This window comes from Methylobacterium sp. CM6257 (genome assembly GCF_054611515.1).
In genome coordinates this window covers 6,003,366-6,023,660 of the sequence record NZ_CM137735.1, presented here as the reverse complement: position 1 = coordinate 6,023,660, position 20,295 = coordinate 6,003,366, and the positions used below count along the sequence as shown (strand labels likewise).

Genomic DNA, 20,295 nt, shown 5'->3' with positions numbered 1-20,295 from the left:
CCCGGGCGCTTCCTTATTCGGGCAGCGCCTCGCCGCCGCCGACCGCATCCGGGTTCATGCCCTCGACGGCTGGCTTCGGCCGGGGTCTGCGGGGGGCGGCTGCCGCGGTGGGAACGGCCGTGTTCGCGCCGAGCCGGGTGGCCAGCGCCAGGGCCCGGTTCTCCGTGACCCGCAGGTGGCAGAAGCCGTGCACGCCCTCGCGCGCGTAGGTGCGGCAGAGCTGCTCCCGGTCCGCCGAGAAGGCCGCCTGTTCGCTCACGATCGGCCGCACGTCCTCGCGCCGGGCGCGCTGGGTCATGAGCTTGTAATTGTCGCGCACGGCCTTGTCGGCCACGCCCCGGGCCGCATCGAACTCGCCGGCCCGCGGGATCAGGGTGGCGGCGGCCGGTCCCCAGAGGCCCACGGGGGTCGTGGCGCAATCGGCAGCCGAGAAATTGCAGGCCGGCCCCGAACCCAGCGTCGAGACCAGGACCCCGCCTTCGACCACATCGAAGCGCAGCGGGCACTCGGCGCCGGCCGCCTCGAAGCGCGGCACGCCCTCGGGCTTGCCCTCGGAACTCAGCGTGACGGGATTGCCCCCCGCGAGCGGCACCGTGCAGGACTCTGCCGGCTGCGAGATCTTGGTTCCCGGCAGCTTGATCCGCGCCGTGACGGCGGTCCCGGAGCGCTCCAGCTTGAGGGATCCGGAAAGCCCGTTGAGCTGGAGGTCCTGTCCGAGCACGCTGTCCTCGGAGGGCGTCTTCAGCACCACCGGGCGGGCCGGGGCGGGTGCGGGCCGCGGCGCCTCGGGGGCCGCCGGCTGACCGGCACCACCCGGCTCGCCCGGCGCGGCCGGAGGCGGAGCCTCGGGTACGCCGCGGGGCGGCACCGGTGGCCGCTCGGGCTTGATGCCGAAGAGACGCTCGAAGAAGTTCTGGGCGCGCGCCGGGGGCGCGGCGAGCATCGCGGGAGCCGCGACGGCGACCGCCAGGACGGGGAGCAGGAGGCTGCGGGTCGGGCGCATCGGACTCTACGACGGGGACACGAAGTGGCGGGGCCACGCGCAACCCCTTGTCGAAACGTTAACACACCGTCGATGGCGCGGTCGTGGCGGCGAAGCAACAAAATGCAGGCACGCCTTGCGGGCGGCTGGCGGCCCAAAGCGAGATCCTGCCGGAAACAGAAGAGGATAGAACGAAAGCGGACCGCCCGTCCGGACGCGCAGGCTTCGCCTTGCGAGCCCGCCGCGGGCTTCTTATATCGCCCTCGACGCGGGATTGCGCGCTGGATTTCAGCCGTTCACGGCCCTTGATCCGGCCCGGGTCCCATACTCACATCACTCCCGACACCGCCATGGGCCGAGCTGCTTCGGGGCTCGGCGGTCTGCTTGAACGCGACAGAAGAGGGATCCCACCATGGGTAAAGTTATCGGCATCGACCTGGGCACCACCAATTCCTGCGTGGCCGTGATGGAAGGCACGCAGCCCAAGGTTATCGAGAATTCAGAAGGCGCGCGCACCACGCCGTCCATCGTCGCCTTCACGGATGACGGCGAGCGGCTCGTCGGCCAGCCGGCCAAGCGCCAGGCGGTCACGAACCCCGAGCGCACGTTCTTCGCCATCAAGCGGCTCATCGGTCGCACCTACGACGACCCGATGACCCAGAAGGACAAGGGCCTCGTGCCCTACAAGATCGTCCGCGGCGACAACGGCGACGCATGGGTCGAGGCGGACGGCAAGAAGTATTCGCCCTCGCAGATCTCCGCCTTCACGCTGCAGAAGATGAAGGAGACCGCGGAGGCCCATCTCGGCCAGCCGGTCACGCAGGCGGTCATCACGGTCCCGGCCTACTTCAACGACGCGCAGCGTCAGGCCACCAAGGATGCCGGCAAGATTGCGGGCCTCGAGGTGCTGCGCATCATCAACGAGCCCACCGCGGCGGCGCTCGCCTACGGCCTCGACAAGAAAAAGACCGGCACGATCGCGGTCTACGACCTCGGCGGCGGCACTTTCGACGTGTCGATCCTTGAGATCGGCGACGGCGTGTTCGAGGTGAAGTCGACGAACGGCGACACCTTCCTGGGCGGCGAGGACTTCGACAACCGTATCGTCGAGTACCTGACGGCCGAGTTCAAGAAGGAACAGGGTATCGACCTGACCAAGGACAAGCTCGCCCTCCAGCGCCTCAAGGAGGCCGCCGAGAAGGCGAAGATCGAGCTGTCCTCGGCCACCCAGACCGAGATCAACCTGCCCTACATCACCGCCGACAACACCGGCCCGAAGCACCTCGCGCTGAAGCTCAGCCGCGCGAAGTACGAGTCGCTCGTCGACGATCTGGTGCAGCGCACGATCGAGCCCTGCCGCAAGGCGCTCAAGGATGCCGGCGTGTCGGCCAACGAGGTCGACGAGGTGGTGCTCGTCGGCGGCATGACCCGCATGCCCAAGATCCAGGAAGTGGTGAAGTCCTTCTTCGGCAAGGAGCCCCACAAGGGCGTCAACCCGGATGAGGTCGTGGCCATCGGCGCCGCCGTGCAGGCGGGCGTGCTCCAGGGCGACGTCAAGGACGTGCTGCTCCTCGACGTGACCCCGCTGTCGCTCGGCATCGAGACGCTGGGCGGCGTGTTCACCCGGCTCATCGACCGCAACACCACGATCCCGACCAAGAAGTCCCAGACCTTCTCGACGGCGGAAGACAATCAGAACGCCGTCACGATCCGGGTCTTCCAGGGCGAGCGCGAGATGGCGGCCGACAACAAGCTGCTTGGCCAGTTCGACCTCGTCGGCATCCCGCCGGCGCCCCGCGGCATGCCGCAGATCGAGGTGACCTTCGACATCGATGCCAACGGCATCGTCAACGTGACGGCCAAGGACAAGGCGACCAACAAGGAGCACCAGATCCGCATCCAGGCTTCGGGTGGCCTCTCGGACGCCGACATCGAGCGCATGGTCAAGGACGCCGAGGCGAATGCCGAGGCCGACAAGAAGCGGCGTGAGCTCGTCGAGGTGAAGAACCAGGGCGAGAGCCTGATCCACGCCACCGAGAAGTCGGTGGCCGAGTACGGCGACAAGGTCCCGGCGGCCGACAAGGGTGCGATCGAGACCGCGATCACGGCGCTGAAGACGGCGCTCGAGGGCGACGACGCCGAGACCATCAAGGCCCGCACCACGGACCTGATGCAGGCCTCGATGAAGCTCGGCGAGGCGATGTACGCCGCCAACCAAGCGGCCGGCCCCGACGCCGGTGCCGAGGCGGCCGCCTCCGAAAAGAAGGACGACGTCATCGACGCGGACTTCCAAGAGGTCGACGAGAAGGACCAGAAAAAGCGCGCCTAAGGCGCGGGTCCGACGCGACTGCGCGGGGCTGGAGCGATCCGGCCCCGCCTTCGCTTGACAGGCGCTGTTGCGCGGGCGCCGCAGGAGACCGGATAGTGCCCGACCTGAGTCTCGGGCCGGCCGGCCCGTGCTAGATCGCGAAGATCGCGAAGGTGCATCAGCCCGCATACCCTGCCGCCGACCTCATCCCGAGGTGCCCGCCCTGGCGGGGCTCGCGGGAGGGGGCCAGGGGGCACGGCGCCTTCTGGACGCCTCCTTCGAGGCGACTGCGCCGCGCCCCGGCACGAGGGCGCGGTTGGGATTGTCCGGAGACTGGGTGGGATGTCGAAGCGGGACTATTACGAGATCCTGGGGGTCACCAAGACCGCCACGGAAAGCGAGATGAAGGTCGCCTTCCGCAAGCTCGCGATGACCTACCATCCCGACCGCAATCCCGGCGACAAGGAAGCCGAGATCAAGTTCAAGGAGATCAACGAGGCCTATCAGTGCCTCTCCGACGGCCAGAAGCGCTCGGCCTACGACCGGTTCGGCCACGCGGCCTTCAGCCAGGGCGGCGGCGGACCCGGATTCGGCAACGAGTTCGGCGACTTCATGTCGGACATCTTCGACAATTTCTTCGGTGACGGACGCGGTGGCGGTCGCGGGCGCGGCGGCGCCCCGGGCCGCGAGCGCGGCGCCGATCTGCGCTACAATTTGGAGATCACTCTGGAGGAGGCCTTCACCGGCAAGGCCGAAACCATCCGGATCCCGACCTCCGTCACCTGCGAGGCCTGCGACGGATCCGGTGCCAAGCCCGGCTCGAAGCCTCGCACCTGCTCCACCTGTGCAGGCTACGGCCGGGTCCGAGCGGCGCAGGGCTTCTTCGCCATCGAGCGGACCTGTCCGAACTGCCACGGCCGCGGCGAGATCGTCGACGATCCCTGCACCGCATGCCAGGGCGCGGGGCGGGTCAACCGCGAGCGGACGCTCTCGATCAACGTGCCGGCGGGGGTCGATGACGGCCTGCGGATCCGGCTCGCCGGCGAGGGCGAGAGCGGCCTCCGGGGCGGCCCGGCAGGTGACCTCTACGTCTTCCTGTCGATCAAGCAGCACGAATTCTTCCAGCGCGACGGCGCAGACCTGTTCTGCCGCGTGCCGATCTCGATGGTCACGGCCGCCCTGTCGGGTGAGATCACCGTGCCGGTGATCGACGGCTCGCAGACGCAGGTGCGGATCCCCGCCGGCACGCAGACGGCCAAGCAGTTCCGGATCAAGGGCAAGGGCATGCCGGTCCTCCGTTCGCGCGAGGTCGGCGATCTCTACATCCAGGTCTTCGTCGAGACGCCCCAGAACCTGACCAAGCGGCAGCGTGAGCTGCTCCAGGAATTCGATCATTCGGCCTCGCCGGAGAATCATCCCGAATCCGCGGGATTCTTCTCCAAGGTGCGGGATTTCTTCGGAGGCGCGGTCCGTCCGTGAGGCCGGATCCGAAACCCCTGACGGCCGTTATGCATGCGGCCGGCGTGGCTCGCGCACCCTAGGCGCCGTCTCGGCTTGACTGTAAGACAGCGTCGTCCCTAGCCTTTCGTTCTCAACCGGCATCAAGGAACCCAGGACTTGCCGCCGCTCCGCCGTCCCAACGCGAAGGCTCCTGACACCGGGAGCGCGATTTTCGGGCCGCGGCGCGACCCACTTGAGGATGAGGCGCGGTTCCTGCGCTCCTGGCTCGAGCGGCCGCTCGTCACCGGCGCGGTGACGCCGTCGGGCAAGATGCTGGCTCGGACCATGGCCTCCTATGTCGACCCGCGCCTCGAAGGCCCGGTGGTCGAGCTCGGCCCCGGCACCGGCCCGGTGACTGAGGCGCTGATCCGGCGGGGCGTGGCCCCCGAGCGCCTGATCCTGGTCGAGTTCAATCCCGATTTCTGCCGCCTCCTGACCCGCCGCTTCCCCGGCGTGACAGTGATCCGCGGCGACGCTTACGACATGCGTGCGAGCCTGAAGGCCGTGCTGAAGGAGCCCGCCTCCGCCACGATCTCGAGCCTGCCGCTCTTCACGAAGCCTCTGGAGCAGCGACTCGATCTGCTCAACACCGCCCACGACCTGATGCGCCCGGGTGCGCCCTTCGTGCAGTTCACCTACGCGGTCGTTCCCCCGATCCCAGCCCGGTGCGAGGCCGGTAGCTACACCGCCGACCGCTCGAACCGGGTCTGGCTGAACCTGCCGCCGGCGCGGGTCTGGGTTTACCGCCGGCCCTGACCTGAACACGGCCTGAGCGAACAGGTCACGTTTGCGTCAACTCAAGGGATCCACACCTGGGAGACGGCCGGACGCGATCGCGCGTCTGGCGTGGCACAGGAGGACGCCGATGTTCACCAAGACCGCACGCAACCGCTTGGCCGCGGCCCTGACCGTCGGAGGCCTGGTCTTCGCGGCCCCGGCCGTGGCGGCGCCGCTGGGCGTCGATGCCGGAGTGCACCAGGGCTCGGGCGACATCGTCGCTGTCCAGTACGGCTACGGCCACCGTCACGGGTGGGGCCATCACGGCTTCGGGCCGCGCCATGACCGGGGCTGGGGCCACGGCCACCATTACGGCTGGGGTCGCGGGCACCATCACGGCTGGCGGCATCACGGCTTCGGCCCGCGCCACGGTGGATGGGGCCACCATCACGGCCATGGCCGCTGGTAGGCCCAACGGCGGGGCCGGGTTCTATCCGGCCCCGATACGTTCGATGATAGCCGGCCTCTCGGCGGGCGCCTCGCCCAACCGGTAGGCGGCGCGCAGCGCGGCCTCTGCCCGATCCGCGGAGGCTTCGTCGGCCGCGTGAACGATCCCGAGGAGCTCTCCGGACTCCCCCGGTCCGGCGAGCTCCGTGAAACCGACCCGCGGGTCGATGGCATCCTGCGGCCGGGTGCGGCCACCGCCGAGCCCGATTACCGCTAAGCCGATTGACCGCGTCGCGATCCCCGCAACCGTCCCGATTTGGCGGACCGGCCGCTGAACCGGCGCCTCCGGTAGATACTTTGCCGGCGCATCAATAAGATCGCCCGGGCCGCCGAGCGCCGCGACCATGCGGGCGAAGATCTCCGCCGCCCGCCCCGAGGTGAGGGCCGCCTCCAGCCTTTGCGTGGCGCTGTCGCGACCCGGTGCCAAGCCGCCGGCGACGAGCATTTCGGCCCCCAGTGCCAGCGTGACGGCGTGGAAGCGCGGCTCGCGCCGGGTGCCCGTGAGGTAATCGACCGCGTAGGCGACCTCGACGGCGTTGCCGGCCGCGCTGGCCAGCGGCGCGTCCATGTCGGTGATCAGCGCGGCGGTGCACAGCCCCGCGCCCTCCGCCACTGTGACGATGCTCTCGGCCAGCGCCCGCGCCTCGCCCAAGCTCTCCATGAAGGCGCCGGAGCCCTGCTTGACGTCCATCACCAGCCCGTCGAGTCCGGCGGCGAGCTTCTTCGACAGGATCGAGGCGGTGATCAGGTCGAGGGATTCCACCGTGCCGGTCACGTCCCGGATCGCGTAGAGGCGCCGGTCGGCCGGGGCCAGATCGGCGGTCTGGCCGATGATCGCGCACCCGATCTCTCCAACGACCCTACGGAAGACGTCGAGGCCGGGCGTCACATCGTAGCCTGGGATGCTGCCGAGCTTGTCCAGCGTCCCGCCGGTATGGCCGAGGCCGCGCCCGGAGATCATCGGCACGTAGCCGCCGCAGGCCGCGACCATCGGGGCGAGCGGCAGGCTCACCGCGTCGCCGATGCCGCCCGTGGAGTGCTTGTCGAGGACGGGGCCCGGCAGGTCCCAGGCCAGCACGCGGCCCGATTCCGCCATCGCGCGGGTCAGGGCGACCCGTTCCGGGAGCGAGAGACCGCGGAAGAACACCGCCATGGCGAAGGCGGCCGCCTGTCCCTCGCCCACCGTGCCGTCCGTGAGGCCGCCGATGAAGGCGCGGATCGCCTCCGGATCGAGGGGCAGGCCATCGCGCTTGGCCCGGATCGTCTCCTGCGGCAGCCGCACGCTCAGAGCCCCCGCGCCTGCATCAGGGCACCGAACAGGCTGCTCGCCCCGAGCCTGAAGGTCTTCGGGCCGACCCAGCCCGCACCCATGGTCCGGTCCGCCAGGGCGAGATAGGTCGCGGCGTCGGCGACGCTGCGCAGGCCGCCGGACACCTTGAGGCCGGCCGGCCGGCTGCTTGCCCGGATCTCGGCCAGCATCGCCTCCGCGGCCTCCGGGGTCGCCGAGACCGGGCTCTTGCCCGTAGAGGTCTTGAGGAAGTCGGCGCCGGCCTCCAGGGCGAGCCGGCTCGCGGCCCGGATCTGCGCGGGATCGACGATCTCGCCCGTCTCCAGGATCACCTTGAGGGTCGCGGCGCGGCAGACGTCGCGCACGGCCTCGACCATGTCGCGGGCAATGGCCGCGTCGCCCCGCAGGAATGCACGATAGGGCAGGACCAGATCGATCTCGTCCGCCCCGTCGCGCAGGGCTTCCGCGGCGTCGTCGGCAGCCCGGGCGCAATCCTCGCCCCCGGCGGGGAAGTTGATCACCGTGGCGACCCGGATGCCAGTGCCCTTCAGCGCCCGCACGCCCTGCGTGATGAAGCGCGGCCAGATGCAGATCGCCGCCACGCCGCCGCTCCTCGCGTCCCGGCAGAGGGTGTCGATCTTCGTCTCGGTGCAGCTGTCGCCGAGGTCGGTGAGGTCGAGGAGCGGCAGGGCCCGGCGGGCGACCGCGCCGGTGTCGAGATCGGTCATGGGAAGTCTCCGTCGGGCAGGCCGGCCACGAAGGCCCGGACGACGCGGCCGAGATCCGCCGCGGCCCGGGCCGCCACCGCCTTCGTCTCGGCGTGATGGGGGGCGCCCCCTGCGATCCCGGCCGCGAGGTTCGTCACCACGGAGATCGCCGCGACCGGCAGGCCGAGGAAGCGGGCGAGGATCACCTCGGGCACCGTGGACATCCCGACGAGATCGGCGCCCAGGATGCCCGCCATCCGGACCTCGGCGGGTGTCTCGAAGCTCGGGCCTGAGAACCACGCATAGATGCCCGCGCCGAGGGCCACGCGACAGGCGGCCGCCGCGGCTTGGAGCTGCGCGCGCAGGGCCGGATCGTAGGCGTCGGTCATCGGCACGAAGCGGGCATCGCTGGCCTCGCCGATCAGCGGGTTCATGCCCGACAGGTTGATGTGGTCGGCGAGCAGGACGAGGCTGCCGGGGCCGACGTCCGGCCGCAGCGATCCGGAAGCGTTGGTAAGCAGCAGGCGCCGCGCCCCGAGCTGCCGGGCACAGGCGAGCGGCACCCGCATCGCGGCGGCCGCGCCGCGCTCGTAGGCGTGGGCGCGTCCCTCGAAGACCAGCACAGGCCGCCCCGCGAAGCGCCCGCGATGCAGCCAGCCGCCGTGACCGCTGACGCCTGCCCCCGGAAATCCGGGGATCGCCCGGTAGTCGAGGGAGACCGGCTCCTCGAGGACATCGGCGATACCGCCGAGCCCGGTGCCGGTGACCAGAGCGCAGGCATAGGGCCCGGCGAAGCCGGCTGCCCGCAGAGCGTCGAGGGCAGCGGACTCACTCACCGAGGGTCTCCGGCCCGAACGATTCGGGCAGCAGCTCCGCCAGCGTGAAGGACCGGGCGACGCCCCTCGGTCCGGCCGCGTGGATCGGCGTGTCGGGCCCGGCAAATTCCCGGATGCGCTGGCGGCAGGCCCCACAGGGCGTCACCAGCCCGGACCCGTCGCCGTAGACGAGAATCGCCTCGATCCGCCGCCCGCCGCCCGCGACCATGGCGGCGATCGCCCCGGCCTCCGCGCAGGTGCCTACCGGATAGGCCGCGTTCTCGACGTTGCAGCCGGCGTGGATCGCCCCCCGCTCGTCGCGCAGCGCGGCGCCGACCCGGAAGCGGGAGTAGGGGGCGTGGGCGCGTTCGCGGACCGCCCGGGCAGCCTCCAGAAGGGCGGCGCGCCCATCATCCCCCGGACCTGAATCGTCGGCCTGCATGGCCGATCATTGGCACCGGCGGGGGCGGGCTGTCGAGGTCCCGGCTCGTGGTCAGTGCACCGCCGTGCCGGCGCCGAGGAGGTCCGCGGCCTGCCGCAGCGCCACGTCGTCGCGCGGACCGCTCAGAGCGTAGGCCGTGTCGCCTGCGTTCCACGAGAGCACATCGCCGTCATCCGAGCCGGTGAGCGTCGCAGGACCGCCGCGGATGCCGCGCGTTGCGAACAGCGACGCCTCGCCGAATGCGCCGGCCTCGAAGGCGATCTCGATCCCGGTGCCGTGCCGGGCGGGGAAGACCTGGATGTCGCGCACGCGCCAGCCCTCCGGCAGGGACGGGAGATCGATGCCGGTGATGGATTTCAGGCGCTCCCGGTCGTAGACCGCGTCGGACGGGCCGGCGATGCTCTTGCGCAGCTGCGCCACGGCGCGAGCCTGCCGGGCATCCGCCAGCAGGGCCGGATCCGGGGTTGAGGCGAGGGTGTCCGGCACGCCGAACCGGCCGATCTCGTCATGGGCGAGCCAGCCCGCGCCGACCAGCACCGCGATGGCCGCGGCCCGCTTCAGGCGCGAGGCGACCCGGCGCCAGCGCAGGTTCCGGTCGAAGCGGCGCGCCAGGGCGACGTTGCGGTCTGGCCCCGGCCCCGGGAGACGTTCGAAGCAGGCCCGCAGGGCGTCGCGATCGTGCATCTCGGCCATCACCCGGGCGGCCGTCTCGGGGTTGGCCGCCAGATGGGCCTCGACCTCAAGGCGGCGCATCGGGTCGATCTGGCCGTCGACGAAGCCGATGAGATCGTCGTCTGTGATCGGATCGATCATCGTGAAGTCCTCGAATCCAGCGTGCCCCGGGGGCGATCCGCCGGTCGCAATCGTCATTTCGCGTCGGTACCCTGCGGTGCCGGTCTGTCTCAGGCCTCCCCGGCGGCGCGCCGAAGGGGCCAAACGGGTTTAGGCCGCGGCTCATCGGATACGACGAGCCTCAAGGCGGAGGGCGGTCCGCGCCGGGCGCCGGACGGCTTCGGGCCGGCCTCCGTCTCGTCGGCGCCCCGGCCCGTCCGCGCACCTTCCTCGAACGCCCGGAGCGCGGCCCGACCGCGGCCGAGGCGGGACATCAGCGTGCCGATCGGGATGCCGAGCACGGCAGCCGCATCGGCGTAGGCCATCCCCTCCAGGGTGACGAGGTGCAGGGCGGCGCGCTGCTCCTCCGGCAGGGTCAGGAAGGCCTCCCGGATCTGCGCGAGACGCACCCGCCCCTCCTGGGCCGGCGGCGCGATATCCTCGGCCATGCGCACCAGCGTGTCGGCGTGGCGCGCCTCGACCTGCCGGCGTCGCTGCTCGTCGATGAAGGCGTTGTGCAGCACCGTCATCATCCAGGTGCGCAGGTTGGTGTTCGGGCGCAGGGTGCCCTGCATCTCCAGGGCGCGCACCAGGGTGTCGTGCACCAGATCGTCGGCCCTCAGCGCGTCGCGGGTCAGGGACCGGGCGTAGCGCCTCAGAGGCACCAGCAGGTCGAGGATGTCCGGGCGCTTGTGCTTGTCCGATGCCATAGGGTGTGAACGCGGGGGCGGCTGCGTTTAATCCCGCGTTCCGGCGCGGGGGCGCTCAGGTCCGGTCGAGGGCCGCCGCGATCCCCGAGATCACCCGCGGGTCGGTGGGTTCGACCTGTGTCGCGAAGGCCGCCGCGAGGCTGCCGTCGCGGGCGATCAGGTACTTGTGGAAGTTCCAGCGCGGCGTCTCGGCCGGACGCTCGGACGCGGCCCAGCGGTAGAAGGGATGGGCGCCCGGCATCCGGACATGGGTCTTGGCGGTGAGCGGGAAGGTCACGCCGTGGTTCTTGCGGGCGGCCTCCGCGATGGCGGGCCCGTCCAGCGGCTCCTGGTTGCCGAAATCCGGCGAGGGCACGCCGAGCACCGTGAGCCCCCGGTCGCTGAAGCGGGTCCAGAGGGCCTGGAGCCCGGCGAGCTGCCCGGCATAGCCGCAGGCGGTGGCGGTGTTGACCACGAGGATGGGCTTGCCCGCATAGGCCGAGAGCGGCATCGGCCCGCCCTCCGGGGTCTCGAAGGCGAAGTCCGTGGCCCGGGTGGCCTCGGCGGCGCGGGCGCCGCCGGCGAGGCCGGCGCCGATCAGGATCAGGGCCTCGCGGCGCAGCAACGTCATGGCAATCTCCGATGCGGACGTTCCGGATCCCTCAACGGACCGGATCGGAAAAGAATTGCCTATTGATATGCCTGCTGCAGGTCGGCCGTACAGTCTCGGCCGACTGCGTCATAATTCTCCGCGAGCCAGGACTGGGCGGCGGCACGGCCCTTGTCGCGCAGACGCTTGAACACGGTCCAGCGGGCGTCGAGCTTGGAGGCGGCTTTGTAATCCTCCAGGGCGTCGGTGCCGTCGATCCGGTGCACCAGCACCCGCCGATACTGCCCCTGCTCGAGGGTGCCCTCCTCGATCAGCCCGTCGAGGAAGTCGATGGCCCGCAATTCGCGCATCAGATTGGCGTTGAAGGTGATCTCGTTGAGCCGGTCGCGGATCTCGGCCTCCGTACGCGGGGTCTCGCGCCGCTCGACGGGGTTGATCTGCACGAGCACGATGTCGCGGGTCTGGGCGCCCCGGTGCAGGGGATAGAGCGGCGGATTGCCGAGATAGCCGCCATCCCAGTAGGGCACGCCGTCGATCTCCACCGCCTGGAAAACGGTCGGCAGGCAGGCCGACGCCATCAGGTGGTCGACGGTCAGGCGCTCGCGCTCGAACACCGCGAGCTTGCCGGTCCAGACATTGGTGGCCGAGACGAACAGACCCGCCGTTTCGGCCTCGCGCAGGCGGTCGAAATCGACCTGCTCGGCGAGCGCCTTGCGCAGCGGGTTGATGTTGAGCGGGTTCGACAGGTAGGGACTCGGCGAGAGCATCTTGGCCCAGAACTCGGCCACCGGGTTGCCCTTCCACAGGCTGAACAGACCGCTGACGAAGCTGCGCTGGGCCGGTCCGAGATCACCGTCGAGGCTGACCTCCCGCCAGAACCGCTCGAGTCCCTCGCGCGCCCCGTCCGGACCGCCCTTCAGCCAGCCATCCACCAGGACGACGGCGTTCATCGCCCCGGCGCTCGCCCCGGTCACGGCCTCAAAGGCGAGGCGCCCGTCCTCGATGAGGGCGTCGAGCACGCCCCAGGTGAAGGCGCCGTGCGCGCCACCGCCCTGGAGCGCCAGGGCGACCGGCTTCTCGGCCTTCGTGCCGGCCAGGATCTGCCGGGGCGGCTGGGCCTCGACCGCGTCCGAAACCGGCGATTCGGGAACCGCGGTCGCGGGGTTTTGCGGCGCGACGCCGCGGGATTGCTCGCTCATGTCGGCCTCCTGAGTCGCGTCCACTCTGGGTCACGCTCAAGATGGGATGCTGCGGTGCAGCATCAACCACGGACCAGGGTTGCAGGCCGCCGGCCGAGCGGGGCCGCGGCGAGCGAATCGGCAACAGAAGCCGACGAAAACCGGGCCGCGCCCGAGGCAAACTCGACATCCGCGTGCGGATACGACATGACAGCCGCGATGCTGTCCTGCGTGAGGCTGCCATGCACGGTGTCGGCTTGACGCCGGGCCGGCGCGTCCGCAGCTAACCCGCGACAGCCCCGAAGTTCCGGCGAGGCGCGTCCTCGGACAGGTCCGGCAGTCCCCGAAGGCGCCGGTGACCCGCGAGGCGCGCACGCGAAGGTCCACGATGGAAGTCATGGAATCCACCCGTTCCGAAATCCCCGCCGAGAACCCGCTGGCCGGCGGTGGTCCGGAGATCGCCGGCCCCGCCCCGCGCCACCGCACGGTCGGCGTCACGGTCGGCGAGGGCCAAGGTGCGGTCACGGTCGGCGGCGGCGCTCCGATCGTCGTCCAGTCGATGACCAACACCGACACCGCCGACATCGATGCCACGGTGGCGCAGGTCGCCCAGCTCGCCCGGGTCGGCTCGGAGCTGGTCCGAATCACCGTGGATCGGGATGAGGCGGCCGCCGCCGTGCCGAAGATCCGCGAGCGTCTCGACCGGATCGGCGTCCACGTCCCGCTGGTGGGCGACTTCCACTACATCGGCCACAAGCTGCTCGCCGACCATCCGGCCTGCGCCGAGGCGCTGGCCAAGTACCGGATCAACCCTGGCAACGTCGGCTTCAAGGACAAGAAGGACACGCAGTTCTCGGCCATCATCGAGCAGGCGATCAAGCACAACAAGACCGTGCGGATCGGCGCCAACTGGGGTTCGCTGGACGGTGAGCTGCTCACCCATCTGATGGACGAGAACGCCAAGTCGCCGCGGCCGATCGATGCCCGGGCGGTGATGCGCGAGGCGATGGTGCGCTCGGCGATCAGCTCCGCCGACCGCGCCGTGGAACTCGGCCTGCCGCAGAACAAGATCATCCTCTCGGCCAAGGTCTCGGCGGTGCAGGATCTGATCGCGGTCTACCGCGAAGTGGCCCGCCGCTCGAACTACGCGATCCATCTCGGCCTCACCGAGGCCGGCATGGGCTCGAAGGGCCTCGTGGCGGCCTCGGCCGCCATCGGCGTGCTGCTTCAAGAGGGGATCGGCGACACGATCCGCTACTCGCTCACCCCGGAGCCCGGCGGCGACCGGAGCCTGGAGGTCAAGGCGAGCCAGGAGCTCCTGCAGACGATGGGGTTCCGCACCTTCGTGCCGATGGTGGCGGCCTGCCCGGGCTGCGGCCGCACGACCTCGACCACCTTCCAGGAGCTGGCTCGCGACATCCAGAACTGGATCGTCACCTCCATGCCGGAGTGGAAGAAGACCTACCCGGGCGTCGAGGGTCTGAACGTCGCCGTGATGGGCTGTATCGTGAACGGCCCGGGCGAATCGAAGCATGCCGATATCGGCATCTCTCTGCCCGGCACCGGCGAAAGCCCGACCGCGCCGGTCTTCATCGACGGCAAGAAGGCGACGACGCTGCGTGGCCCGACGCTCGCGAAGGACTTCGAGACCATCGTGATCGACTACATCGAGCGTCGCTTCGGTCAGCAGGGCGGGGGCACCCGGACCGCCGCCGAGTAAGGGGCGCTGGCCGAACGTCCGCGGCGGAGACGCGATGCCGCGATCTTCGCGGATGCACACGGTTTCCGGCCGCATCAGGCCGTGATAGCAAGGTCGCACGATCCCGTGAGTGGTCGGCCCGGTGGCCGGCCCGCGCGGTTCGGCGGAGTCTTCGCGTTTCCTGCCCGGCCCCGACTGGCCCCTGAGCCGAACCGCGAAGCGCCGGCCACGCCCGAGCCTTCGACATCCGTATGAGCCACAATTTCGCACCGGGCGTCGCTGCCCAACCGGCGCCCGCCGCGCCCAATCCCGCCGCCACGACCGGCGAGACCGGCGCGACGCCTCCCGAGCAGGGGGCCGCGACGTCCGGATCTCTCGACGCCCCCGAGAAGGCGGAGACCCGGCAGGGTCACGCGGGCTTCTGGACGCTGCTGGTCGGCTCGGTGGGGGTCGTCTACGGCGATATCGGCACAAGTCCGCTCTACGCGTTCCGGGAGGCCCTCGTCCCGGCCCGCACCGACGGCATCCTGCTGCCCGAGGAGGTGATCGGCACCGTCTCGCTGATCCTCTGGGCGCTGTTCATGATCGTGACGGTCAAGTACGTGGCGATCCTGCTGCGCATGGACAACAACGGCGAGGGCGGCATCCTCTCGCTCATGGCACTGGCCCGGAAGGCGCTGGGCGGCTCGCGCATCGTGTTCATGCTCGGACTTCTCGGCGCCTCGCTGTTCTACGGCGACGCGGTGATCACGCCGGCAATCTCGGTGCTCTCGGCCGTGGAAGGGCTGAAGCTCGTCACCCCCACCCTCGACGATTACGTGCTGCCGATTACCGTGGTGATCATCGTCGCCCTGTTCCTCGTGCAGAACCGGGGGACCGGGAAGGTGGCGGCCTTCTTCGGGCCGTTGACCATCGTGTGGTTCCTCGCGATGGCGCTTGCGGCGCTGCCGCATATCGGCCTGCACCCGGAGGTGTTCCGGGCGGTCAATCCCTGGCACGCCGTGCTCTACCTGCTCGGCCACGGCACCGGCGCCCTGGTGGCGCTGGGCGCGGTGTTCCTGGCGGTGACCGGGGCCGAGGCCCTGTTCGCCGATCTCGGCCATTTCGGGCGCAAGCCGATCCAGGTCGCCTGGATCGGCCTCGTCTTCCCGGCGCTGGCGCTCAACTACCTCGGTCAGGCGGCCCTAGTGCTGGAGAAGCCCGACACCGCCGACCCGTTCTTCCAGCTGGTCCCGGCCTGGGGCCTGCTGCCGATGGTGGTGCTCGCCACGATCGCCACCGTGGTGGCGAGCCAGGCGGTGATCACCGGCGCCTTCTCGCTGTCCCGGCAGGCGATCCAGCTCGGCCTGCTGCCGCGGCTTGAGATCCGCCACACCTCCGAGTCGCATGCGGGGCAGATCTACCTGCCGCAGATCAACACGCTCCTGATGCTCGGCGTCGTGCTGCTCGCGGTGCTGTTCAAGACCTCGTCGTCACTCGCCTCGGCCTACGGCATCGCGGTGACCGGCACGATGCTGCTCACCGCCTCGCTGACCTTCCTGGTGATGTGGCGCATGTGGGGCTGGTCGCCGGTGGCGGCCGCCGCCGTGATGCTGCCCTTCATCGGGCTGGAATTCCTGTTCCTGCTCTCCAACCTGATCAAGGTCGTGGAGGGGGGCTACGTGCCCCTGCTGCTCGCGGGCGGCCTGATCATCCTGATGTGGACCTGGGTGCGCGGGGTCACGATCCTGTTCAACAAGACCCGCAAGACCGACGTGCCCCTCGTAGAGCTGGTCGGCATGCTGGAGAAGAGCCCGCCCCACCACGTGCGCGGCACCGCGGTATTCCTCACGAGCGACCCCGAGATCGCGCCGGCGGCGCTCCTGCACAATCTCAAGCACAACAAGGTGCTGCACGAGAAGAACGTGATCCTCACCGTCGAGACGGTGGACACGCCGCGCTCCAACGAGGCCGACAAGGTGCGGATTGAGCCGGTGGGCCCGCATTTCTACCGGGTCGTGATGAAGTTCGGCTACATGGAGACGCCGAACATCCCGAAGACCCTGGTGCTGCTGCGCCGGCAGGGCTTCAAGTTCGACATCATGGCGACGTCGTTCTTCCTGTCGCGCCGCTCGATCCGGCCGGCCGCCCATTCCGGCATGCCGCTCTGGCAGGACCGGATCTTCATCACGCTGGCCAAGAACGCCAACGACGCGACGGACTTCTTCCAGATCCCCACCGGGCGGGTGGTGGAGGTCGGCACCCAGGTGACGGTGTAGATGGAGGGGCGTGCGGACGCACGATGGATCCGGTGAAAACCCGGAGCAATACCTTATTGACATCGCCGTATTCTAAAAAGCTCAAAAACATTGTGAGGGAATCGGTATAAAATTCGTCTCTTTGCGGTCTCGATCTGAGGACGCGCGCGAGCAACAGTACGCTCTGCTGCCTGTAAGGCCAGCCGATTCCACGCCGAATTTTTGAGATCGAACCATGATTATTGCGGGGCGATCTCTCTCGATGCAGAGCGGATCCAAGCCCGATCCGTGCAAAATTACTATGCACGCTCCAGAAGATCGGACTCGGGCTTTATTCCAGCGCCTATCGCAAGGCGGGCATCCTGGTGTTCGAGAAACCCGGCGGAGGCTACGGATTTCCCATCCCGAAGAACGGGCGCGATCTTCTGATCGGGAACGACAAGATCTTCGACAGGTGAGCGTCGGACTGGCTCGGCTCGCGCCCCTGCCGGCTCCGTCGTTACGGACTGTGCAGCTCTGGCGGCGACCGCCACAGGCGCGGCGGCGCCGGATCGCTTCGCTCTCGTCGGCCCGGGATCCGGGCCTGTGATCGGCAGGTTGATCCTGCAACACTCGGCGGCGCGGCCGGACAGGCAGCGCCGGCCGAGCGGACACAATCGTTGGCTGTTCCCACTGCCGATCACATCATGTGCGCCCTCGCACGCGGCATGACCTGAGCGCAACCATGCGAGGATGACCGGCCCCGTCCGTGCGTTGCGCCCGTGACGAGGCCTGCTTTAGAACCCTTCTCATTCCGAGCCCAAGTGCCGGCTCAGCGGAGTTCCCGCACCGGCCGAGGTGCGAGCCGGCAGATCGGCCGATGCCTCCCGCCCGGCCCAGACCCGACTGAACGCCGCTCCGGCGCCGCCTAACAGGACGAAGCGATGATCAAACTCACCGTGAACGGGGCTGCGCGCAGCTTCGACGGCGACCCCGATATGCCGTTGCTGTGGTACCTCCGCGACGAGCTCGGGCTTACCGGCACCAAGTTCGGCTGCGGCGTTTCGCTGTGCGGGGCCTGCACCATCCATCTCGGCGGCGCGGCGACCCGCGCCTGCATCACGCCGATGTCGGCTGCCGAGGGCCAGGAGGTCGTCACCATCGAGGGGCTGTCGCCGGACGGCAACCATCCGGTGCAGGTGGCGTGGCGCGACCAGAACGTCGCCCAGTGCGGTTACTGCCAGTGCGGCCAGATCATGCAGGCCGCGGCGCTCCTGAAGGACACGCCGAAGCCCACTGATCAGGACATCGACGACACGATGAGCGGCAACATCTGCCGCTGCGGTACCTATCCACGCATCCGTGCGGCGATCCATCAGGCCGCCGGCCAGACGGCGCCCGCCAGCAAGGGAGAGCGCCTGTGATTCACGACGCGCAGATGATGGCGGATATCGCCAAGGCCAAGCCGGCCCTCGACAACGTCAGCCGCCGCGGCATCCTGGGCGGCGCCGGCGCCCTCGTGCTGGCGCTCAGCCTGCGTAGCCCGGCCCGGGCCGAGGAGGCCAAGGCCGAGGAGCAGAAGTTCGGCGCCGACGGCATGCCGCATGGCTGGCGCGACGATCCGAAGGTCTTCGTGGCCATTGCGCCGGACGGGACCGTCACGGTGACCAACCACCGCTCCGACATGGGTCAGGGCATCCGCACCTCGGTGGCCTTCACGGTGGCCGACGAGCTGGAGGCCGACTGGTCGAAGGTGAAGGTCGTCCAGGCCTGGGGTGACGAGACCCGCTTCGGCAACCAGGACACCGACGGCTCGCGCTCGACGCGCCACTTCTTCCAGCACTTCCGCCACGCCGGCGCCGCCGCGCGGTTGATGCTGATCCAGGCTGCCGCCAGGCAATGGGGCGTGCCGGCCTCCGAGGTGACGGCCGTCAACCACACCCTGACCCACGCCAAGTCAGGCCGGACCCTCGGCTATGGCGCGGTGGCCAAGGCCGCCGCCGAGTTGCCGGTGCCCACCGACGTCAAGCTGAAGGATCCGAAGGACTTCCGGTACATCGGCACCGGCAAGGTCGGGCTGATCGACAACTTCGACATCACGACGGGCAAGGCCGTCTACGGCCTCGACACCAAGCTCGACGGGATGCTCTACGCGGTCGTGGCCCGCCCGCCGGTCTACGGCGGCAAGGTGAAGGCCCTCGACGACAGCGAGGCCAGGAAGGTCGCGGGCGTCGTCAAGATCTTCAAGATCGACGGCGGCGAGATCCCCTCCGAGTTCATGCCGCTGGGCGGCGTCGCCGTTGTGGCCAAGAACACGTGGTCGGCCATGAAGGCCCGGGACGCCCTCAAGATCACCTGGGACGACGGCCCGAACGCCGGCTACGACACCGACGCCTTCCGCAAGGAACTGGAGGCCGCGGCCCGCAAGCCCGGCAAGGTCGTGCGCACCCAGGGCGACGTGGACGGCGCCATGGCCAAGGCCAAGACGAAGGTCCAGGCTGAGTACTTCGTGCCCCACCTCGCTCAGGCCCCCATGGAGCCCCCGGCTGCCGTGGCCCGGGTCAAGGACGGGTTCTGCGAGGCCTGGGCCTGCGTGCAGGGTCCGCAGGCGGCCAACGACCGCCTGATGAAGGCGCTCAAGCTGCCCGACGACAAGGTCAAGGTGAACGTGACGCTGCTCGGCGGCGGGTTCGGGCGCAAGTCCAAGCCCGATTACGTGGTCGAGGCGGCGCTCTGCTCGCAGGCCGTCGGCGGCGCGCCGGTCAAGCTTACCTGGACCCGCGAGGATGACCTCCATCACGGCTTCTACCACACGATCTCGGTGGAGCACCTGGAGGCCGGCCTCGACGACAAGGGCCTGCCGGTGGCCTGGCTGCATCGTTCGGTCGCGCCGACGATCGGCTCGATCTTCGCGCCCGATCCGAAGCAAGAGCTGCCGCTGGAGCTCGGCATGGGGCTGGTGAACACGCCCTTCAACGTGCCGAACCTCCGGCTGGAGAACCCGGAGGCCGCCGCCCATGTCCGGATCGGCTGGTTCCGCTCGGTCTCGAACATCCCGCATGCCTTCGCGATCCAGTCCTTCGTGTCGGAGCTGGCGCACGCCGCCGGCCGCGATCCGAAGGATTACCTGCTGGAGCTCATCGGCCCGGACCGGAAGATCGATCCGGCCGCGATCGGCGACGTCTGGAACTACGGCGAGGATCCGAAGCGCTACCCGATCGACACCGGCCGCCTGCGCGGCGTGATCGAGGCAGCCGCCAAGGGCGCCGGCTGGGGCCGGCAGATGCCCAAGGGCCGGGGGCTCGGCGTCGCCGGCCACTACAGCTTCGTCACCTACACGGCAGTCGCGGCCGAGGTGGAGGTCGACGACAAGGGGCAGGTGAAGGTGCAGGCGGTCGACATCGCGGTCGATTGCGGGCCGCAGGTGAATCCGGAGCGCATCCGGTCTCAGATGGAGGGCGCCGTGGTCATGGGGATGGGGCTCGCCCTCACCTCCGAGATCAGCTTCAAGCAGGGCCGGGCGGTGCAGAACAACTTCGACGGATACGAGATTATCCGGATCGACGCCGCGCCGAAGGTGGTCCGCGTGCACCTCGTCCCGACCGGCTCGTATGACGGGCCGCTCGGCGGCGTCGGTGAGCCCGGCGTGCCGCCCGTGGCACCGGCGATCGCCAATGCGATCTTCGCGGCCACCGGCCGGCGGGTGCGGCAATTGCCGATCCGCGACCAGCTCAGCGCCTGAACCGTCACGGGTTTCGGTGCGTTGGGGGCCGCGGAGAGATCTGCGGCCCCCTGTTTTTGAAAGA

General features: G+C 69.8%; 17 protein-coding genes. 8 read left to right on the top strand and 9 right to left on the bottom strand.

The features are described 5' to 3' along the window. Window positions 1–13: 13 nt before the first annotated feature. The gene (locus ACYCO6_RS29310; protein ID WP_459765922.1) at window positions 14–1,003 is read right to left on the bottom strand and encodes a hypothetical protein; all 990 of its coding nucleotides are present in this window, start codon (window positions 1,001–1,003) and stop codon (window positions 14–16) included. A gap of 391 nt (window positions 1,004–1,394) precedes the next feature. On the opposite strand from ACYCO6_RS29310, the gene dnaK reads away from it, so the two are divergent. From dnaK to ACYCO6_RS29290, 4 genes are all read left to right on the top strand, one after another. Beyond that, a complete protein-coding gene (dnaK, locus tag ACYCO6_RS29305; RefSeq protein ID WP_459765920.1) occupies window positions 1,395–3,311 on the top strand; it encodes a molecular chaperone DnaK in 1,917 nt (638 codons plus the stop codon). Between the two features lie 321 nt (window positions 3,312–3,632). Next, on the top strand, window positions 3,633–4,769 hold the full coding sequence (gene dnaJ, locus ACYCO6_RS29300) for a molecular chaperone DnaJ (RefSeq protein ID WP_459765918.1): 1,137 nt from the start codon (window positions 3,633–3,635) through the stop codon (window positions 4,767–4,769). 138 nt (window positions 4,770–4,907) lie between these two features. Then, window positions 4,908–5,546: a class I SAM-dependent methyltransferase gene (locus ACYCO6_RS29295; RefSeq protein ID WP_459765916.1), complete on the top strand. Its 639-nt coding sequence runs from the start codon at window positions 4,908–4,910 to the stop codon at window positions 5,544–5,546. 109 nt (window positions 5,547–5,655) lie between these two features. Then, complete coding sequence (locus ACYCO6_RS29290) at window positions 5,656–5,976, top strand: hypothetical protein (RefSeq protein WP_459765914.1); 321 nt, start codon at window positions 5,656–5,658, stop codon at window positions 5,974–5,976. 21 nt (window positions 5,977–5,997) lie between these two features. On the opposite strand, the gene deoA is transcribed toward ACYCO6_RS29290, so the two are convergent. The 8 genes from deoA to ACYCO6_RS29250 form a co-directional block, all read right to left on the bottom strand. Next, window positions 5,998–7,296 (bottom strand): thymidine phosphorylase, encoded by a 1,299-nt coding sequence (deoA, locus tag ACYCO6_RS29285; RefSeq protein WP_459765912.1) that lies wholly within the window; start codon window positions 7,294–7,296, stop codon window positions 5,998–6,000. A 2-nt stretch (window positions 7,297–7,298) separates the two neighbouring features. Then, window positions 7,299–8,030, bottom strand: coding sequence for a deoxyribose-phosphate aldolase (gene deoC, locus ACYCO6_RS29280; protein ID WP_459765910.1), 732 nt, complete (start codon window positions 8,028–8,030; stop codon window positions 7,299–7,301). Then, window positions 8,027–8,845, bottom strand: coding sequence for a purine-nucleoside phosphorylase (locus ACYCO6_RS29275; RefSeq protein ID WP_459765908.1), 819 nt, complete (start codon window positions 8,843–8,845; stop codon window positions 8,027–8,029). Before ACYCO6_RS29275 ends, deoC begins: the two co-directional genes overlap by 4 nt. Then, a complete protein-coding gene (locus ACYCO6_RS29270; protein ID WP_459765906.1) occupies window positions 8,838–9,266 on the bottom strand; it encodes a cytidine deaminase in 429 nt (142 codons plus the stop codon). Before ACYCO6_RS29270 ends, ACYCO6_RS29275 begins: the two co-directional genes overlap by 8 nt. A gap of 51 nt (window positions 9,267–9,317) precedes the next feature. Further along, window positions 9,318–10,079 carry an anti-sigma factor gene (locus ACYCO6_RS29265; protein ID WP_459765904.1) on the bottom strand — a complete coding sequence of 254 codons (762 nt, stop codon included), beginning with the start codon at window positions 10,077–10,079 and terminating at the stop codon, window positions 9,318–9,320. Window positions 10,080–10,168: 89 nt separating this feature from the next. Next, window positions 10,169–10,807: a sigma-70 family RNA polymerase sigma factor gene (locus ACYCO6_RS29260; RefSeq protein WP_459765902.1), complete on the bottom strand. Its 639-nt coding sequence runs from the start codon at window positions 10,805–10,807 to the stop codon at window positions 10,169–10,171. 55 nt (window positions 10,808–10,862) lie between these two features. Beyond that, window positions 10,863–11,417: a glutathione peroxidase gene (locus ACYCO6_RS29255; protein WP_459765900.1), complete on the bottom strand. Its 555-nt coding sequence runs from the start codon at window positions 11,415–11,417 to the stop codon at window positions 10,863–10,865. Between the two features lie 59 nt (window positions 11,418–11,476). Continuing rightward, window positions 11,477–12,595, bottom strand: a complete 1,119-nt coding sequence (locus tag ACYCO6_RS29250) for a patatin-like phospholipase family protein (protein WP_459765898.1) — start codon at window positions 12,593–12,595, stop codon at window positions 11,477–11,479. 367 nt (window positions 12,596–12,962) lie between these two features. On the opposite strand from ACYCO6_RS29250, the gene ispG reads away from it, so the two are divergent. The 4 genes from ispG (at window position 12,963) to ACYCO6_RS29230 (ending at window position 20,231) form a co-directional block, all read left to right on the top strand. After that, window positions 12,963–14,294 (top strand): flavodoxin-dependent (E)-4-hydroxy-3-methylbut-2-enyl-diphosphate synthase, encoded by a 1,332-nt coding sequence (ispG, locus tag ACYCO6_RS29245; protein ID WP_459765896.1) that lies wholly within the window; start codon window positions 12,963–12,965, stop codon window positions 14,292–14,294. Between the two features lie 230 nt (window positions 14,295–14,524). Then, window positions 14,525–16,531 (top strand): potassium transporter Kup, encoded by a 2,007-nt coding sequence (locus ACYCO6_RS29240; RefSeq protein ID WP_459765893.1) that lies wholly within the window; start codon window positions 14,525–14,527, stop codon window positions 16,529–16,531. Between the two features lie 902 nt (window positions 16,532–17,433). Continuing rightward, a complete protein-coding gene (locus ACYCO6_RS29235) occupies window positions 17,434–17,913 on the top strand; it encodes a (2Fe-2S)-binding protein (RefSeq protein WP_459765891.1) in 480 nt (159 codons plus the stop codon). Beyond that, window positions 17,910–20,231 (top strand): xanthine dehydrogenase family protein molybdopterin-binding subunit, encoded by a 2,322-nt coding sequence (locus tag ACYCO6_RS29230; protein ID WP_459765889.1) that lies wholly within the window; start codon window positions 17,910–17,912, stop codon window positions 20,229–20,231. Before ACYCO6_RS29235 ends, ACYCO6_RS29230 begins: the two co-directional genes overlap by 4 nt. Window positions 20,232–20,295 lie beyond the last annotated feature (64 nt).

Coding starts and splice junctions, on each gene's coding strand:
- ACYCO6_RS29310 (WP_459765922.1), bottom strand. CDS start 1,003: ATGCGCCCGACCCGCAGCCTCCTGCTCCCCGTCCTGGCGGTCGCCGTC.
- dnaJ (WP_459765918.1), top strand. CDS start 3,633: ATGTCGAAGCGGGACTATTACGAGATCCTGGGGGTCACCAAGACCGCC.
- ACYCO6_RS29250 (WP_459765898.1), bottom strand. CDS start 12,595: ATGAGCGAGCAATCCCGCGGCGTCGCGCCGCAAAACCCCGCGACCGCG.
- ACYCO6_RS29265 (WP_459765904.1), bottom strand. CDS start 10,079: ATGATCGATCCGATCACAGACGACGATCTCATCGGCTTCGTCGACGGC.
- ACYCO6_RS29255 (WP_459765900.1), bottom strand. CDS start 11,417: ATGACGTTGCTGCGCCGCGAGGCCCTGATCCTGATCGGCGCCGGCCTC.
- deoC (WP_459765910.1), bottom strand. CDS start 8,030: ATGACCGATCTCGACACCGGCGCGGTCGCCCGCCGGGCCCTGCCGCTC.
- ACYCO6_RS29240 (WP_459765893.1), top strand. CDS start 14,525: ATGAGCCACAATTTCGCACCGGGCGTCGCTGCCCAACCGGCGCCCGCC.
- dnaK (WP_459765920.1), top strand. CDS start 1,395: ATGGGTAAAGTTATCGGCATCGACCTGGGCACCACCAATTCCTGCGTG.
- ACYCO6_RS29235 (WP_459765891.1), top strand. CDS start 17,434: ATGATCAAACTCACCGTGAACGGGGCTGCGCGCAGCTTCGACGGCGAC.
- ACYCO6_RS29290 (WP_459765914.1), top strand. CDS start 5,656: ATGTTCACCAAGACCGCACGCAACCGCTTGGCCGCGGCCCTGACCGTC.
- ispG (WP_459765896.1), top strand. CDS start 12,963: ATGGAAGTCATGGAATCCACCCGTTCCGAAATCCCCGCCGAGAACCCG.
- ACYCO6_RS29270 (WP_459765906.1), bottom strand. CDS start 9,266: ATGCAGGCCGACGATTCAGGTCCGGGGGATGATGGGCGCGCCGCCCTT.
- ACYCO6_RS29260 (WP_459765902.1), bottom strand. CDS start 10,807: ATGGCATCGGACAAGCACAAGCGCCCGGACATCCTCGACCTGCTGGTG.